The sequence below is a fragment of the Bartonella sp. AD328YNZD genome (assembly GCF_042196425.1).
This window is the reverse complement of the sequence record NZ_JBHIQG010000024.1, coordinates 1-17,101: the sequence shown is the minus strand read 5'-3', so window position 1 is coordinate 17,101 and position 17,101 is coordinate 1. Positions and strand designations below refer to the sequence as shown.

Here is a 17,101-nt window from a genome sequence, read left to right as displayed (position 1 = left end):
AAATTTTTTATTTTGGAGATGTTTCTCTCATTATTCTCTTGTAGCAATAAAAGCCTGTTCTTATATACGAGGCAGCAAGGCTTGTTGCGACTTGCAGTTTATTATTATTTATGTTGCTTGAAGCAATATACGGGCTTTAGGTGTTATGAGGAGCTATCTTAAAAAGATGCTTTATGAAGGTTGAGGTAGCTTGCTGAATGGAGATTATAATATGGCAAAAGTAATTGGTATTGATTTGGGGACAACGAACTCTTGTGTGGCTGTTATGGATGGCAAAAATGCAAAAGTTATTGAAAACTCAGAAGGAGCGCGAACAACACCTTCCGTTGTTGCCTTTACTGATGGGGGGGAGCGGCTTGTTGGGCAACCTGCTAAACGGCAGGCGGTGACAAATCCTGAAGGGACAGTTTTTGCAGTTAAACGTTTGATAGGGCGCCGTTTTGATGACCCTATGGTTGAAAAAGATAAAGCGCTTGTTCCTTATAAAATTGTTAAAGGTGACAATGGTGATGCATGGGTTGAAGAGGCGGGAAAGAAATATTCTCCGTCACAAATTTCAGCTATGATTTTGCAAAAGATGAAGGAAACAGCAGAATCTTATCTTGGTGAAAAAGTTGAACAAGCCGTTATTACGGTTCCTGCTTATTTTAATGATGCGCAACGTCAAGCCACGAAAGATGCAGGTAAAATTGCTGGACTTGAAGTTTTACGGATTATTAATGAGCCAACTGCTGCTGCTTTAGCTTATGGTTTGGACAAAAAGGACGGAAAAACAATTGCTGTTTACGACCTTGGTGGTGGTACATTTGATATTTCAGTCCTTGAAATTGGAGATGGCGTTTTTGAGGTTAAGTCAACCAATGGGGATACATTTTTAGGGGGTGAAGACTTTGACATGCGCTTGGTCGGTTATTTTGCCGATGAATTCAAAAAAGAGCAAGGAATTGATCTGAAAAATGATAAACTGGCTTTACAGCGCTTAAAAGAAGCAGCAGAAAAAGCAAAGATTGAGCTTTCTTCGTCACAGCAAACAGAAGTTAATTTACCATTTATCACGGCAGATCAATCAGGTCCCAAGCACTTAACAATGAAATTGACTCGGGCAAAATTTGAATCTCTCGTTGACGATTTAGTCCAGCGTACCATCGAACCTTGTAAAGCTGCGTTGAAAGATGCTGGATTAAAGGCTGGTGAGATTGACGAAGTTGTTTTAGTGGGTGGTATGACACGTATGCCTAAGATTCAGCAAGTTGTGCAGAACTTCTTTGGTAAGGATCCACACAAAGGCGTTAACCCTGATGAAGTGGTTGCAATGGGCGCTGCCATCCAAGGAGGTGTATTGCAAGGCGATGTCAAAGATGTGTTGTTGCTAGATGTAACACCTTTATCTTTGGGTATTGAAACCTTGGGTGGGGTTTTCACACGCCTTATTGAGCGCAATACCACTATCCCGACGAAAAAATCGCAAGTTTTTTCGACAGCTGATGATAACCAGAGTGCTGTAACGATTCGTGTTTTCCAAGGTGAACGGGAAATGGCAAGTGATAATAAGTTATTGGCTCAATTTGATCTTGTTGGTATTCCTCCAGCACCACGTGGTATACCTCAAATTGAAGTTACTTTTGATATCGATGCGAATGGTATTGTTAATGTTTCGGCCAAGGATAAGGGAACAGGGAAAGAGCATCAAATTCGTATTCAGGCATCAGGTGGTTTAAGTGATGCTGATATTGAAAAAATGGTAAAGGATGCAGAAGAGCACGCGGCTGAGGATAAAAAACGCCGTGAAGGTGTTGAAGCTAGAAATCAAGCGGAGGCTCTTATTCATTCAACTGAAAAGTCGCTCAATGAATATGGCGATAAAGTATCAGCTGAAGAAAAGGGACAGATTGAAACAGCAATCTCTGATTTGAAATCTGCGCTTGAAGGCAGTGATACGGAAGAGATAGCAACAAAGATGCAAAAATTAGCAGAAGTCAGTATGAAACTTGGACAGGCTATGTATGAAGCTTCACAAGCAGCGAGCGCGGACACTGAAACAGAAACAAAGAATGATGATGTTGTCGATGCTGATTTTGAAGAAGTTAATGATAAGAAGAAATAGTGTCAGCGTATGTGTTGATTAATTTATAAACCCGGCCTTTGAAATATAAGGCTGGGCTTTATTATTTGAGATAAGTTGCAACTTTGTTGCTAAAAATATAAATTAAAAGCAATATTATCCATAAAGTTGGATGACAGAAAAATTATCAGGAATACATGATGAAGGTTGACTATTATGAAATTCTTGGCGTGACTCGCGAATGTGATGATAAAAAGTTGAAATCTGCTTTTCGTAAGTTGGCAATGCAATATCATCCTGATCGCAACGCGGGGGATAAAGAGGCAGAGCGAAAATTCAAAGAAATTGGCGAAGCCTATGAAGTTCTTAAAGATCCCCAGAAGCGTGCTGCTTATGATCGATTTGGCCATGCGGCCTTTGAAAATAGTGGTGGTCAAGGGGGAGCAAATCCCTTTAGTGGTTTTGCTGCTGGTGGTGGATTTGCGGATATTTTCGAAGACTTTTTTGGTGAGATTATGGGAGGGACCCACCGTAAGCGTGGTGATAGTCGCGAACGTGGTGCAGATTTGAGTTATAATATGGAAGTGACTTTAGAAGAGGCATTTTCAGGAAAAACTGCAGAAATTAATATTCCCAGTTCCGTTACGTGTGATGTTTGTGAAGGATCAGGAGCGAGAAAGGGCTCTAAGCCACAAGTTTGTGGAACATGCCATGGATCTGGACGTGTGCGTGCTGCGCAAGGTTTCTTTTCTATTGAGCGGACATGTCCTACATGTCATGGACGGGGTGAAACTATTACCGATCCGTGCCCCAAATGTCAGGGGACACGGCGTATAGAGAAAAAACGTTCATTGAGCGTAAATGTTCCAGCTGGTATTGAAGATGGAACGCGTATTCGCCTTTCTGGTGAGGGTGATGCTGGTATTCGTGGTGGCCCCAATGGTGATCTTTATATTTTTCTTTCCATTAAACCGCATGAGTTTTTTCAGCGAGAAGGAGCAGATCTTCACTGTCGCGTTCCTATTTCAATGGTAACAGCTGCTTTAGGAGGAGAGTTTGAAGTTTCCGACCTTGATGGTGTTAAAGCACGTGTTAAGATCCCAGAAGGAACACAAAATGGACGTCAATTCCGCCTTAGAGGCAAAGGTATGCCCATGTTGCGCCGTCAGCAAGCAAGGGGTGATCTTTACATCCATATCACGATTGAGACACCGCAGAAATTAACGCAAGAACAACGTGAATTGTTGCAAAAATTTGAAAAGCTCTCAAATCATGAAAATTCACCGCAATCACATGGTTTTTTTTCACGGATGAAAGAATTTTTTGAAAATATTTCTGGTTAAAATATGTGAATGTTCTCAGAATAATTAGAGAGAACTGTGGGAAAGTTATTTTCATTAAGTGTTCTATTGTCTCATTATCTTTGAAAAGCATTTTTTTCTTTAAAAAGAAAAGAGAGAGACAGCTAATTTAGGATAAACTCCTGCTGCTGATAGTTTTTATATTTCATGAGTTTTATGGATAAGTCTTATTTTTGAATGTCTATGACATTTTAAAAAGGGCTTATCCATATAAGAACGCAATTGAGTGATTGATAATAAATATTGCCGGTGTCATGATGGCTGTCTTTATGCATTCAGTATTTTTTGTATCTATTTTTTCACTGAAAATTTCTTTTTAAAGGCTCTATAAATAAAACTATAAAATAGTTAGCAGCTTGCCAAGAAACGCTAAATAAGCTGTTAGGCAATTCATCTTTTTCAAATAAAGTATCAACTTCTTATAACCGATTTTATTTCTGGCATTTTCATAGCCTTAAACCACTGCTTTCCTTAAAATACGGGTTATTCTTATTCAAAATAACTTTTACATGCTTCATCTCAGCTTTTAGCAGTAATCATGTCTTTTTAGATTGTGGATTTGGTTTTGTATTTTAATAAAGCGCTTGCTTTTGCTGTTATCTGTAAATCAATTCAGATCTCATGGAGCAGTATGTTTGAGATAAATGGATAAATGTTAAGGCAGTTCAGTATGTTCTTTACTGTTGCAACTTTTTTATGTCGGAGTGAAACAAGAGTATTGTATATATCTGTTTAAGTAATTTTTGCAACGAGGATATAGCTAAAGTTGAGGAGAATATAAAAGCATAAAAGTAGAAAATTCCAGCTTTGCCACTTCTTTTTCACTTAGCTTTGCGCCTTTCAGAAATATTCAAAGTAGTATTTAATAATGGAATACATAGTCCCTCACGCTTTTGTTTTCGCGATCTTTAATAGAGGTAAATCTCTTACGCCCATACAGAAGATCATTGTGTTACAAATCTATACGCTTATTTTGAAGAAACATTTCCTAATGGATGTACCCCGATTGCATGCGATGGTGCTTGAAAGGGTATAAAACTTCATTGTACACCACTCTTTTTACGCTCATGTATGCGTAAGTTGACACTATCATTCCTCGTTTCAAACATTGCTGCATCTTTTGCTATTGAGAGCATTAATAAGAGGTATTTTAAGCTTTCTATAGTATTTATAATACCAAGTTCATTTGTAACATACAAGCCAACGGTTTTTATTGATTTGAAATGTGAGAGTTAAAATGACAAAATATTCTTATATTCAGACTTCTCATTTAGGGTTTTTACGCTATAAATATATAAAATTATTATTATAAATCAACGTATTATAATTCTTCATAAAGGGATATTTAATTGACATTTTCTCATGTTTAATGATTGAAAAAAGTCAAATTTTAAAAACCAAAGTTATAGTCTCCGGTCGAACTTCGTTTGACAATTTCATTAAAGAAAAATTGAGATAGGTTACTAAAGCGGTTGAGTGGTTTCTTATCTTGGCGATAGGTTAATTTTATTATGATAAGAAAATTTTGCTTTTATCTTATAAAATCAATGGTTGTATATATTTCTATTCATTGTTAAGTATCCATAGGTATAAATTAATGAATTGAATATAGGGCGTCGCTTAAAAAATTTTCAAAATTTTGCTTTTCAATTTTATACATAAGATCATAAAGTAATGACGTTTTTTGACACCTATTTTGTTTAATTTTTTACGGTCAATTTTTAAAGGATATTTTTTGTGTTTCATCTTCGTAAATTAAAAGAAAATTGACGATTTTCAGGGGGATGGATAGAGTAAAGCTTGGTTTTATTGTTTTCACTTTTCCTAAGTTTCATTAAGAGATGGTAAAAAGTGATGAGGAGGCTCTATTGATGGATGATGCTAAAAACGATGATGTAGATGTTTTGGAAAAACAAGCAGCATTTTTATCGTCTGCTTTACCTTATATGCAAAAATATGAAAATGAAACGGTCGTGGTAAAATACGGCGGCCATGCTATGGGTGATCCCGCTTTGGGAAGAGCATTTGCGCGTGATATTGCTCTATTAAAGCAATCAGGGATTAATCCTATTGTTGTTCATGGTGGTGGACCTCAAATTGCTAAAATTTTAATGAAAATGGGGATTGAATCACGATTTGAAAACGGTTTACGGGTAACCGATGAACGGATTGTTGAAGTTGTTGAAATGGTTTTAGCGGGATCCATAAACAAAGAAATTGTTGCTCTCATCAACGCTGAGGGTGAATGGGCAATAGGATTATGCGGCAAGGATGGCAATATGGTTTTTGCCGAAAAGGCTTATAAAACTGTCATTGATCCTGATTCTCATATTGAACGTGTTTTAGATTTGGGGTTTGTTGGTGAGCCTATTGAAGTTGATCGCACATTGCTAGATCTCTTAGCGTGTTCTGAAATGATACCAGTTCTTGCTCCTGTGGCTCCAGGACGCGATGGTAAAACTTACAATATTAATGCTGATATTTTTGCTGGAGCTATTGCTGGTGCATTAGAGGCTAAACGCCTTTTATTTCTCACTGATGTTCCTGGTGTTTTGGATAAACAGGGTAAACTTTTAAAAGAATTGACAGTTTCTGAAGCTGAGAAACTTATCAAAAATGGAACAATTTCAGGAGGCATGATCCCAAAAGTAGAGACTTGTATAAAAGCCCTTCAAAATGGTGTGGAAGGTGTTGTCATTTTAAACGGTAAAACCCCTCATCCTGTTTTACTAGAACTGTTTACCGAACAGGGAATTGGAACGCTTATTGTTTCATAAATTGTGCGGAAAATTGAAGGAGAAGGCTTTTCATGAAAAGTATAAAACAGTTTAAATATCCTTTATTAAGTAAACCAGAATTGGCACTATTTGCTGCGACAATATTGTGGGGCATTACATTTTTAGTCATTCACATTGCGGTACGCTATAGCGGTCCTCTATTTTTTGTTGGATTTCGTTTTATTGTTGCATCTCTTATATGTGGGGCAATTTTTTGGCGCTCTATAAAAAGGATAACTGTTTATGAAGTTTTTGCTGGGATGGCGATTGGTTTAGCCATGTTTTTGGGGTATGCTTTTCAAGCAGCTGGACTTCAAACGATTATTAGTAGTCAGTCGGCTTTTATCACAGCGCTTTATGTACCGATGGTTCCAATCTTGCAATGGATTGTGTTTAAAAAACCTCCCCGTTTAGCCTGTTGGATTGGTATTGTTTTCGCTTTTATTGGGCTTGTATTCATTTCAGGACAAAAGCCTGGAAGTTTTGATTTTTCAAAAGGTGAAATTTTGACTTTGTTAGGTGCATTAGCGATTGCTGGAGAAGTCATACTCATCGGAATTTTTGCGAACAAGGTTGATAGTCGGCGTGTAACCATTATTCAGTTATTTTTTAGTGGTTTTTTTTCATTTGCTTGTATGCCTTTGATGGGTGAAAGCATTCCTGAATTTTCGTGGGTGTGGTTTAATATTGGTATAGGATTGGCATTAATGAGTGCCATCATTCAATTAGCTATGAATTGGGCACAAAAGTCTATTTCCCCTACGCGTGCGACACTCATTTACGCAGGTGAACCGGTATGGGCTGGTATTGTTGGGCGTTTGGCTGGAGAACGTTTATCTCCCTTAGCTTTATTGGGCGGTTTGCTTATTCTTATTGGGATCATTGTGGCTGAATTACAACCTTCACAATGGCGTAAAAAAAATAAAGCAATTAAAAAAATTGATTAGCTATACATTTTTTTATTATGATTTTATTGCACGAGATTTTTGCTTGTAGAGTTTTCATTTTTAAAGTTTTTTTTAATATTAAGATGATTAAGAATTCTATAAATTATTCCAGCTTTTGCATGCCAAATTGGAGCAAGAGTATGCTTCTATCTGTTTTCTAACCTCTGAAAAGGAAAAACAAACTTCATTGAGCTAAGCATTAAGTTGTAAAAGTGAAAATTAATACGCATCTTTACGATCATTTTTAAATTCGGCTTTAACAACTTTCAAAAACATCTACGGTAATATTTTTGAATAATGAAAACTATGCACTGTCGCACGTTATTCCTTTTGTTATTTAACTCCCATGCAAAATAGAAACGCTCAAAGCAGCCCTCATAATGGTGTACATTAACGCACTTTTTTAAAAGATATATTTTCTCAATGGATATTGTACCCATTGATGGTCCATGTGAAATGTATAAAGGCCATGAAATATCACCATTTTTACTTAAAATAAAAAATTAAAGTTAATAGCATTATTTTCTTTATCAATTACCATTACGACAAGTTTTGGTACTTGAAAGAGTTTATTAAGAAGTATTTTACTCATTCCTTAAACGGCTTTATCCATACACCAGTCCTGTTTGTCCAGTTCTGTTTGTAATGTGTAAAAAAATTTGATTAATTTACCATAAGCAAGCTTAAGATGAAAAAGGTTCGCGATATTCAGGGTTTTTATTTAATTTGCAAAACAATAAATAGTCATTATAAATAAAAACACTACCAAATTAATAGAAGAGATTTGATGTTTTTTTATCTTTAATGAAAGAAGAAAGGCGTTGTATAAAAGGGCATAAAAACTTTACTCAATAAAGCTTATTTCTAAAGTTTTAAACATTGAGAAGAAAATTATCTCTCTCAATATCCATTTTATTTTATAAGATTGCTGAAAAAAACAGATTATTGCGCACAAATAAAAAGCATTTCTTGTGCATTTTATTGAAAGCCTTAGTGATATACGCATCCATTATTGCGTTGCATATTCACGGGCTTATTTTAAAGAAACATCTCTTAACGCTCTCAATCCCATTTCGCGACGGTGCCTATGAATAGTATAACGGTAAATCCATTGAGCACCCCCATCTTTATGCTTATGAAAAAGTAAGTCGGCACCATCACACTATTTGCCAGCTCGTGGGTGTTGCCGACAGCTCTTGCATTAAAACGGGTTCATAAGAGCCATTTTTAGTTCTTTCTTATATAAATTTTATCCACACACTTATGCCGCTTGTAATGTGCAAGTAAGTGATTTTAATTGATTCAAGATATACAGATTTGAAATGAGAGAATCTTACGGTACTCAAGGTTCTAATTCAATATAAATAATGCTAAATTATATTTATAAATCAATATCTTATTATATAATGCCAGCATATGAGTTATCAAACAAGATGTGAAAAGATCATTTTAGCACCCTTGGATTTAATTTAGCAAACAAAAGCCTCATTTTTTAGTCTATGAAAAGTTGTGTTTTGAGAAGCTTTTTAGGTTTATATTCTTTTGATAGAAGCCGGAGCATAATTGGTCTTTGCGTTTTGTATTATTCTTTGCTAAATCGCCTTATATGACAATAGATCGTAATTATATTCGTAATTTTTCCATCGTGGCGCATATTGATCACGGCAAATCCACTTTAGCTGATCGTTTGATTCAAATAACAGGTGGGCTTGAAACACGTGAGATGAAAGAACAAGTACTCGATTCCATGGATATTGAGCGTGAACGTGGAATTACTATTAAAGCACAAACGGTACGTTTACACTATAAGGCAAAGAATGGTGAAACCTATATTTTAAATCTTATGGATACACCTGGTCATGTGGATTTTGCTTATGAGGTTTCGCGTTCATTGGCAGCTTGTGAAGGTTCTCTGTTAGTGGTGGATGCAAGCCAAGGCGTAGAGGCGCAGACATTAGCAAATGTTTATCAAGCCATTGATAATTCCCATGAGTTAGTTGTTGTTCTCAATAAAGTTGATCTTCCAGCAGCAGAACCTGAGCGTGTTAAAGAACAAATTGAAGATGTGATAGGCATTGATACATCTCAAGCAGTAGAAATATCAGCAAAAACAGGTTTGGGTGTTCCTGATGTTTTGGAGGCAATTGTTGCACAATTACCACCTCCACGTACAGGCGATGTTGCAAATCCCTTGAAAGCAATGTTGGTTGATAGCTGGTATGATGCATATCTTGGTGTCATTGTTTTGGTACGGGTGATAGATGGTATTTTAAAAAAAGGCCAAACCATTCGTATGATGGGTACAGGAGCAAAATATCCAGTTGAGCGCGTTGGGGTTTTTACACCTAAAATGGTACAGGTTGATGAATTAGGACCAGGTGAGATTGGTTTTATCACTGCTTCTATCAAAGAGGTAGCAGACACACGGGTTGGGGATACGATTACTGAAGAGCGTCGTCCTTGTGAAAATGCTTTGCCTGGTTTTAAGCCGGCGCAACCTGTTGTCTTCTGTGGACTTTTTCCAATTGATGCTGCCGATTTTGATGATTTGCGTGCAGCCATGGGCAAATTACGCTTAAATGATGCGAGTTTTTCTTTTGAAATGGAAACATCCGCGGCTTTGGGTTTTGGTTTTCGCTGTGGCTTTTTGGGACTTCTGCATCTTGAAATTATTCAAGAGCGATTAGAGCGTGAGTTTAATTTGGATTTAATTGCGACAGCACCTTCGGTTGTTTATCGCATGAATATGAATGATGGTTCTGTTAAAGAGTTGCACAATCCAGCAGATATGCCTGATGTGGTTAAAATTTCTTCCATAGAAGAACCATGGATTCGAGCGACAATCATGACGCCTGATAATTATCTTGGGTCAATTTTAGAGCTATGCCAAGAGCGGCGCGGGGTACAGGTTGGTTTGTCCTATGTTGGAACCCGTGCTATGGTAACGTATGATTTACCACTGAATGAAGTTGTTTTTGATTTTTATGATCGGCTAAAATCGATTTCAAAGGGTTATGCTTCTTTTGATTATCAAATGACAGATTATGCAGAAGGGGATTTAGTTAAAATGTCTATTTTGGTAAATGGAGAGTCTATAGATGCATTGTCTATGCTTGTGCACCGCACGATTGCAGAAAAGCGCGGGCGTTCCATGTGTGAAAAACTGAAAGATCTTATTCCTCAGCATATGTTTCAGATTCCAGTTCAAGCGGCTATTGGTGGTAAGGTTATAGCGCGCGAAACAATTCGTGCTTTGCGTAAAGATGTAACAGCGAAATGTTACGGGGGTGATGTTACGCGTAAGCGCAAACTTTTGGAAAAGCAAAAAGAAGGCAAAAAGCGGATGCGCCAATTTGGAAAAGTAGAAATTCCACAATCGGCATTTATCCAAGCGCTCAAAATGAATAAATAATGGAAAAAGGAATATTTTCTCTCATTGGTTGCGCTTTTGCTTTTGTCGATTGGTTCAGGTGCTTAAAGAACACTTTTAAATAGAATCGCACTGTGCTTCATGTTTTTGTGTATTGCGAATGGTGTCACTTTCTCATGTAAAACAGAATGCTTTAAACAAAATACATTTGTTGTGTTGCACGTTTGTGCACTTGTTTCAAAGAAACATCTCTCAATACATCAAACTTCATTTCACAACGGGGGCTGCAACAAAATATAATGTGAAATTCATTGTAAATTACATGAAACCCATTTGGCGCCACATCTTTATGCGTCAGAAAGGTGCAAAGCGCACCCATCATACTCTTTTTCAGCTCAAAATATTATGATAGCTCTTGGCGATAGAGAGAATTCATTAAAGGTATTTCACTCTTTTCTTGAAGTGTTTCTTACCCACAGACCAACAGCATTTGTGACGAGCAAGGAAATGATAGTGATTGATTCACTATGAAAGGATTTGAAATGAGAGAATCCTTGTATTCGAGGTTATTATTCAAGTTAAAAAACGAGAAAATATTATTATGCATTAATCTTGTGTCTAAGAACGTAAAAGATCATTAATGGATGTTTTTTCTCGTGTTTTTTGATCAACGCGTTTTACAATAACAGCACAATAAAGGTTTGGGCCTGCTTCACCATTTGGTAAAGGTTTTCCGGGGAGAGAACCCGGTACAACCACTGAATAGGCTGGTACTTCACCAATAAAAATTTCACCTGTTGTACGATCAATAATCTTTGTTGATTTTCCAATAAAGACTCCCATTCCTAAAACAGCGCCTTCACGAATAATACAGCCTTCAACAATTTCAGAGCGTGCACCGATAAAGCAGTGATCTTCAATGATTGTTGGATTTGCTTGCAGGGGTTCCAAAACACCTCCAATACCAACACCGCCAGAAAGATGAACATGTTTACCAATTTGTGCACAAGAACCAACGGTGGTCCATGTATCAACCATTGTTCCTTCATCGATAAAGGCGCCGAGATTGACAAAGGATGGCATCAATATAACATTGGGTGCAATGTAAGCAGAATGACGTACAATGGCTCCAGGAACGGAACGGAAATCAGCACTTTTAAAATCTGCCTCTTGCCAACCAGAGAATTTTGAAGGAACTTTATCCCACCAATGTGTTCCATTTACACCACCGGCAATAATTTGCATAGGGTTAAGCCGAAAAGAGAGCAAAACAGCTTTTTTCAACCATTGATGAACATGCCATTGTCCGTTTTTTTGCCGTTCTGCGACGCGAATTGCACCTTTATCGAGAAGATTCAATGCGTGTTCGACACTCTCACGAATTTCACCTTTTGTGGTAGTATCAATAGAATCACGATCATCAAATGCTTTTTCGATAATGATTTCAAGTTGTGTGAGATTGATCATGAACATAGTTCCGTTAAACAAGTTGAAAGCTTCAAGATTTATTCTCTATGACTTACGCGAAGAAATGTTTTCAGTCAATAAAACGATGAGGAAGTAGGACAGGTGCATGAAAAAAGGCTGTAAAGAAAAAAGAAAAGCAGAGCAAGAAAACTGGACACCACTTCTCCATACGAAGGATGCTCTACAACAAATACATAAAGTCTCTAATTCAGCACAGGTGCGTTCGTCTACTTATCGTTTAGCCTATATCGATCAAGAGTTTATGATGCGTCCAGAGCTGCGCTCACAACGTATTGGTCTTGAATTTTTAAAGCCGGAAATAACTCTTAAAGAATATAATATTCAATCGACAGTTGTTTTGTTTGGTGGTGCGCGCATTCCTGAACCTAGGCAAGCTGCGTGGGCAGCAAAAAATGAAACACAAAAGAAAAATTTGCGTGCTATGTCACATTATTACGATGAAGCAAGAGAGTTTGCGCGTTTGTGCTCACTCTATTCTGCTACGACAGAATATCGTGAATTTGTGGTTGTTACGGGGGGCGGACCAGGGATCATGGAGGCGGGAAATCGTGGTGCTTGTGATGTTGGGGCTCCAACAATTGGCTTGAATATTATTTTACCGCATGAGCAAGAGCCTAATTCATATGTTTCGCCGCATTTGTGTTTTAATTTTCACTATTTAGGGATGCGAAAAATGCATTTTTTATTACGAGCGAAAGCATTAGCCATTTTTCCTGGAGGATTTGGGACTCTGGATGAACTGTTTGAGACGTTAACTTTAGTACAGACGGGGCGTATGAAACAGGTACCAATTTTATTGTTTGGCAAAGAGTTTTGGAGCAATGCTATCAACTTTGAGTATCTATCTGCACAAGGTACGATCTCTCCCAGTGATGTTAATTTTGTGAAATTTGTCAATACAGCAGCAGAAGCGTTTGAAGAAATTCGTTCTTTTTATATGCTGCCTTAACAGTTTTTGAGGCGTTAACGCTTGAAGGATCATTAATATTCTACTTTGGTTAAATAAAGTCCTGAGGGGGGGGCAACAACACCACAGCGTTTGCGATCTTTAGCGTGAAGAGCTGCTTCAAGATCTTGTGTTGTCCAACGTCCAATACCCACTTCCATGAGGCTTCCTGCGAATGAACGGATTTGATGATGAAGAAAAGAACGAGCTTGTGCATAAAGGAAGATTTCCTCTCCTTCTCTTTGAACATCAAGGCGTTCAAGGGTACGAATAGGGCTTTTGGCTTGGCAATGTGCTGAACGGAAAGTTGTAAAATCATGTTGTCCAACAAGCTTTTGCGCAGCTTCATGCATAGCTTCAGCATTAAGAGGTTTTGGTATCCACCATACGCGTTTGGCATTTAGAGCTGGTGGAGAGCGGCGATTGAGAATTTTAAAAAGATAATGGCGCTTTACAGCGGAAAATCGTGCATCAAAATCATCAGGGACATTTTGTACGTTTAGGATTGAAATCGCTTCTCCCTGTTTACGTAAAAGAGCATTGAGTGCGTCACGCACAGTATGGGGGGGCCAGTTTTTTTCAAAATCAACATGGGCAACTTGTCCCGTGGCATGCACCCCTGCATCCGTTCGTCCTGCTGTTGTTATGGTCAATTGTTGTCCACTGAAGGAAAAGAGTACCTGTTCAAGAGTTCCTTGTATCGTGTGAAGCTCCACTTGACGCTGCCAACCAGCATAATTTGAACCATCGTATTCAAGAGTGAGTTTAAAACGTGGCATATTAAAAAACAGCAGAAATATGAGCGCCTCGCAAGAATGTTGCGCTATCAAGAATTTTACCGCCAGATCTTTGGAGAGAGGTTATTTCTATCCGTCCTTGTCCACAATGAATAATCAAAGAATTTGGTTCTATCCTCCCAATTTCAAAAGAAGCTCCTGTTGTTAAGCGACTTTCAATAATTTTTACGCGTTCTTCTCGTCCACCGATATTCATATTGCACCAGCAACTAGGAGAGGGAGAGAGCGCGCGAATATGCCTATGAATAAACTCTGCAGGTTTTGTCCAATCAATGCGGGTTTCTTCTTTCCTAATTTTGGCTGCATAGGTGATGCCTTCCTCTGATTGTGGGGTCAGTTTAAGTTGTCCTTTTTCAAGAGTTGATAGAGCTTCTATCATAAGTTCTGCGGCTATATTTGAAAGTTTATTTGAAAGCTCAGCGCTGGTGGCGCTATCAGTAATAGGGAGAGAACGAGAAAGAGCAATAGGTCCTGTATCAAGTCCTTCATCCATTTTCATGATCATGATACCTGTTTCCTTATCACCGGCCATAATTGCTCGTTGAATAGGTGCAGCACCACGCCAACGTGGTAAGAGTGAAGCGTGGGCATTAAAACAACCAAAACGCGGTGCTTCGAGAATAGCTTTGGGTAACAGGAGTCCATAAGCCACGACAATAGCAGCATCAACAGAAAGTGCTGCAAATTTTTCTTGTTGTTCGGCTGTTTTAAGTGTTTGAGGCGTAAAGATAGGAATAGATTTTTCTTTTGCTACCGTGTGAACAGCTGAGGGGATTAATTTAAGCCCCCGACGTCCTGCTGGACGAGGGGGTTGACTATAAACAGCGACAACATCATGACCAGCATTCAATAAAGCATGTAAAATGGGAACAGAAAAATCTGGTGTTCCCATAAAACTTAACCGTAATGCCATTACAAAACTGCTTCCTGTGTGTTTTTTTCTTTTGCGCGTTTTTTAAATTTTCGTATCACCATATCGCGTTTGATCTTTGAAATGTAATCAATAAAAAGACGCCCATTTAAATGATCAATTTCATGCTGTAAGCAAGTCGCCAAGAGATCATCTGCTTCAATTTCTGTCTGTTTTCCTTCACGGTCCTGATAGCGAACACGCAGACGTTTAGGGCGTTCAACTTCCGCAAAATAGTCAGGAATAGAAAGACAACCTTCTTTATAAATATTGCGCTCATCTGAAAGCCATAAAATCTCAGGGTTGATAATAACAAGCGGTTTTTTCTGCTCATCTTCAGAATTTCCAGAGACATCCATAACCAACATACGTAGTGGTATACCAATTTGAATAGCAGCAAGACCAACACCTTTAGAATGATACATGGTCTCCAACATATCATCTGCGAGCTTTTGGAGAGCTGAATCGACCTGCTCAACGGGTTTGGACTCTTCCCGTAAAATCGGATCAGGTAAAATAACTAAAGATCTTATTGGCATAAGAAGAGATTAATCAAAGGTTTGTTATTGGTCAATATTGAATAACGGATTCTTGCATTTTTTTACCATAAGAGCGTTATATTACCTTTTATGTTTGATTCGTTTTTTTCTATACTCACTGGTGAGTTTTTTTCTAAATTAATCGTTTTACTTTTATTTACACTTGTCTGTTTGGCATTTTTTATGCTGATACATTCTCATCGAAAAAGAACATTTTTGGAACAAGAAACTGCTGAACGTGCGCGTGAGGCACAAATGCAGATGGCTACCTTGCTAAAAACACAAGCTGAAATGCAAGGGCGAATGCAAACGATGGCGGAAATTTTTGGTCAACGGCAAGCTGAATTGAATAAATCGCTCAGTGAGCAACTCAATGGAATGACAACAAGCTTAGGTCAAACACTTCAGGTACAAACTAAATCCACTTATGAAAATTTGAATCGTTTGCAAGAACGTTTAGCAGTGATTGATGCGGCACAAAATAATATTCAATCGCTTACGGGACAAGTTGTTCAGTTACAATCCATTTTAAGCAATAAGCAGACACGTGGTACCTTTGGTCAGGGGCGGATGGAAGCAATTATTGCTGATGCCTTACCAGCAAATGCCTATGCTTTTCAGGCTGCTCTTTCCAACGGAAAGCGCCCAGATTGTCTTATTCATATGCCCAATAAAGCACCTTCTCTTGTTGTTGATGCTAAATTCCCTCTAGAGGCTTGGAATGCTATGCGTAAAGCCGCATCAACGCAAGAGCGTCAAGAGGCAGAACGCCAATTTCGTACCGATATGGAAGTCCATATCCGTGATATTGCGCAGAAATATTTAATTCCTGGAGAAACCCATGACACTGCTTTCCTTTTTGTGCCATCGGAATCAATTTTTGCAACAATTTATGAGGACTTTGAGGCATTGGTACAAAAAGCCAATAGAGCCCATGTGATTATTGTTTCACCATCTTTGTTGATGCTCTCTGTCCAGGTTGTACAAACCATTATGAAAGATGCGCGGATGCGTGAACAAGCGCATTTAATTCAATCGGAAGTGGCAAAACTGATGGAAGATTTTGGACGAATGGATATGCGTGTTCGCGCCCTACAGAAGCACTTTTACAAAGCAGGTGAAGATATAGAGGGAATTTTAATATCATCTTCCAAAATTATGAAACGGGCAAATCGCATTGAAACTTTCGAATTAAAAGAAAATTACTCTGAGCCAACAAAAATGACAACATCCGCTCAGTCACAAACATTGCGTTTAGTTGATGAGGAATAACGCAAAACAATTTTCTTAAATATCACAAGTTAGATCACGCTCTTTATTGATTGGTAATCATTTTTTAGTATCTCTATCTTGTTTTATTTCTTAAACGAGAGGAATAGAGAATATGCGACACCTTTTGTTTTTAGGGGCATTGGTGTTTCTGCTAGGGGGCTGTGCAACAACCACTCCCACTCACACAAACAATGCTTGCGCTATTTTAGCACAAAAAAATGGTTTTTTTGATAATTGGGGAAAGGCGTCTCAAAAAGCAGAAATGCGCTATGGGATTCCTATGCCTATTATTCTTGCAACCATTAATATGGAATCAAGTTTTCGACATAATGCACGTCCTCCACGCAAAAAACTACTTGGTTTTATCCCATGGAAACGTCGGTCGACAGCTTATGGTTATGCTCAAGCGCTTGACAGTACATGGGCAATGTATCTTCGCTCTACAGGAAAGTCTTTTGCATGGCGTACGAATTTCGCAGATGCTGCTGATTTTGTTGCTTGGTATCATCGCCAAAGTGTTCAACGCAATGGCGTGAGGTTTGATGATGCATATAGCCTTTATTTAAATTATCATATGGGACATGGTGCTTATGCGCGTAGTGGCGGGCATGTCACTGTTGCACTTTCACAGG

At 38.2% G+C, this 17,101-nt stretch carries 12 protein-coding genes and 1 pseudogene; 8 read left to right on the top strand and 5 right to left on the bottom strand.

The window, feature by feature from the left end:
* Positions 1-211 precede the first annotated feature (211 nt).
* The 4 genes from dnaK to ACFIO3_RS02405 all read left to right on the top strand — a co-directional run bounded on the left by dnaK (position 212) and on the right by ACFIO3_RS02405 (position 7,147).
* Positions 212-2,104 (top strand): molecular chaperone DnaK, encoded by a 1,893-nt coding sequence (dnaK, locus tag ACFIO3_RS02420; RefSeq protein ID WP_375610012.1) that lies wholly within the window; start codon positions 212-214, stop codon positions 2,102-2,104.
* 158 nt (positions 2,105-2,262) lie between these two features.
* Entirely contained in the window at positions 2,263-3,405 is a 1,143-nt protein-coding gene (gene dnaJ, locus ACFIO3_RS02415) for a molecular chaperone DnaJ (protein WP_375606148.1), read from the top strand.
* 1,889 nt (positions 3,406-5,294) lie between these two features.
* Positions 5,295-6,200, top strand: a complete 906-nt coding sequence (gene argB / locus ACFIO3_RS02410; protein WP_375606149.1) for an acetylglutamate kinase — start codon at positions 5,295-5,297, stop codon at positions 6,198-6,200.
* Positions 6,201-6,232: 32 nt separating this feature from the next.
* Positions 6,233-7,147, top strand: coding sequence for a DMT family transporter (locus ACFIO3_RS02405; protein ID WP_375606150.1), 915 nt, complete (start codon positions 6,233-6,235; stop codon positions 7,145-7,147).
* Positions 7,148-8,183: 1,036 nt separating this feature from the next.
* On the opposite strand, the pseudogene ACFIO3_RS02400 reads toward ACFIO3_RS02405, so the two are convergent.
* A pseudogene (locus ACFIO3_RS02400) lies at positions 8,184-8,306 on the bottom strand (integrase); the annotation flags it as partial.
* A gap of 447 nt (positions 8,307-8,753) precedes the next feature.
* On the opposite strand from ACFIO3_RS02400, the gene lepA reads away from it, so the two are divergent.
* Positions 8,754-10,559 carry a translation elongation factor 4 gene (gene lepA, locus ACFIO3_RS02395; protein WP_375607987.1) on the top strand — a complete coding sequence of 602 codons (1,806 nt, stop codon included), beginning with the start codon at positions 8,754-8,756 and terminating at the stop codon, positions 10,557-10,559.
* Between the two features lie 576 nt (positions 10,560-11,135).
* Here the strand turns inward: lepA and dapD are convergent.
* Positions 11,136-11,984 (bottom strand): 2,3,4,5-tetrahydropyridine-2,6-dicarboxylate N-succinyltransferase, encoded by an 849-nt coding sequence (gene dapD, locus ACFIO3_RS02390; RefSeq protein WP_375610013.1) that lies wholly within the window; start codon positions 11,982-11,984, stop codon positions 11,136-11,138.
* 106 nt (positions 11,985-12,090) lie between these two features.
* Here dapD and ACFIO3_RS02385 point away from each other — a divergent pair, with 106 nt between their 5' ends.
* A complete protein-coding gene (locus tag ACFIO3_RS02385) occupies positions 12,091-12,954 on the top strand; it encodes an LOG family protein (protein WP_375606152.1) in 864 nt (287 codons plus the stop codon).
* 32 nt (positions 12,955-12,986) lie between these two features.
* On the opposite strand, the gene truA is transcribed toward ACFIO3_RS02385, so the two are convergent.
* The 3 genes from truA to def are packed head-to-tail and all read right to left on the bottom strand — an operon-like array spanning position 12,987 to position 15,197.
* A complete protein-coding gene (truA, locus tag ACFIO3_RS02380; protein ID WP_375606153.1) occupies positions 12,987-13,730 on the bottom strand; it encodes a tRNA pseudouridine(38-40) synthase TruA in 744 nt (247 codons plus the stop codon).
* A 1-nt stretch (position 13,731) separates the two neighbouring features.
* On the bottom strand, positions 13,732-14,661 hold the full coding sequence (gene fmt / locus ACFIO3_RS02375; protein ID WP_375606154.1) for a methionyl-tRNA formyltransferase: 930 nt from the start codon (positions 14,659-14,661) through the stop codon (positions 13,732-13,734).
* Positions 14,661-15,197 carry a peptide deformylase gene (gene def / locus ACFIO3_RS02370; RefSeq protein ID WP_375606155.1) on the bottom strand — a complete coding sequence of 179 codons (537 nt, stop codon included), beginning with the start codon at positions 15,195-15,197 and terminating at the stop codon, positions 14,661-14,663. The genes fmt and def overlap by 1 nt, the downstream gene beginning before the upstream one ends.
* A 90-nt stretch (positions 15,198-15,287) precedes the next feature.
* Here def and ACFIO3_RS02365 point away from each other — a divergent pair, with 90 nt between their 5' ends.
* Together ACFIO3_RS02365 and ACFIO3_RS02360 are read left to right on the top strand one after the other, a co-directional pair.
* Complete coding sequence (locus tag ACFIO3_RS02365) at positions 15,288-16,469, top strand: DNA recombination protein RmuC (RefSeq protein WP_375606156.1); 1,182 nt, start codon at positions 15,288-15,290, stop codon at positions 16,467-16,469.
* A gap of 112 nt (positions 16,470-16,581) precedes the next feature.
* On the top strand, positions 16,582-17,101 hold a 520-nt coding region (locus ACFIO3_RS02360; protein ID WP_375704074.1), incomplete at its 3' end, for a hypothetical protein.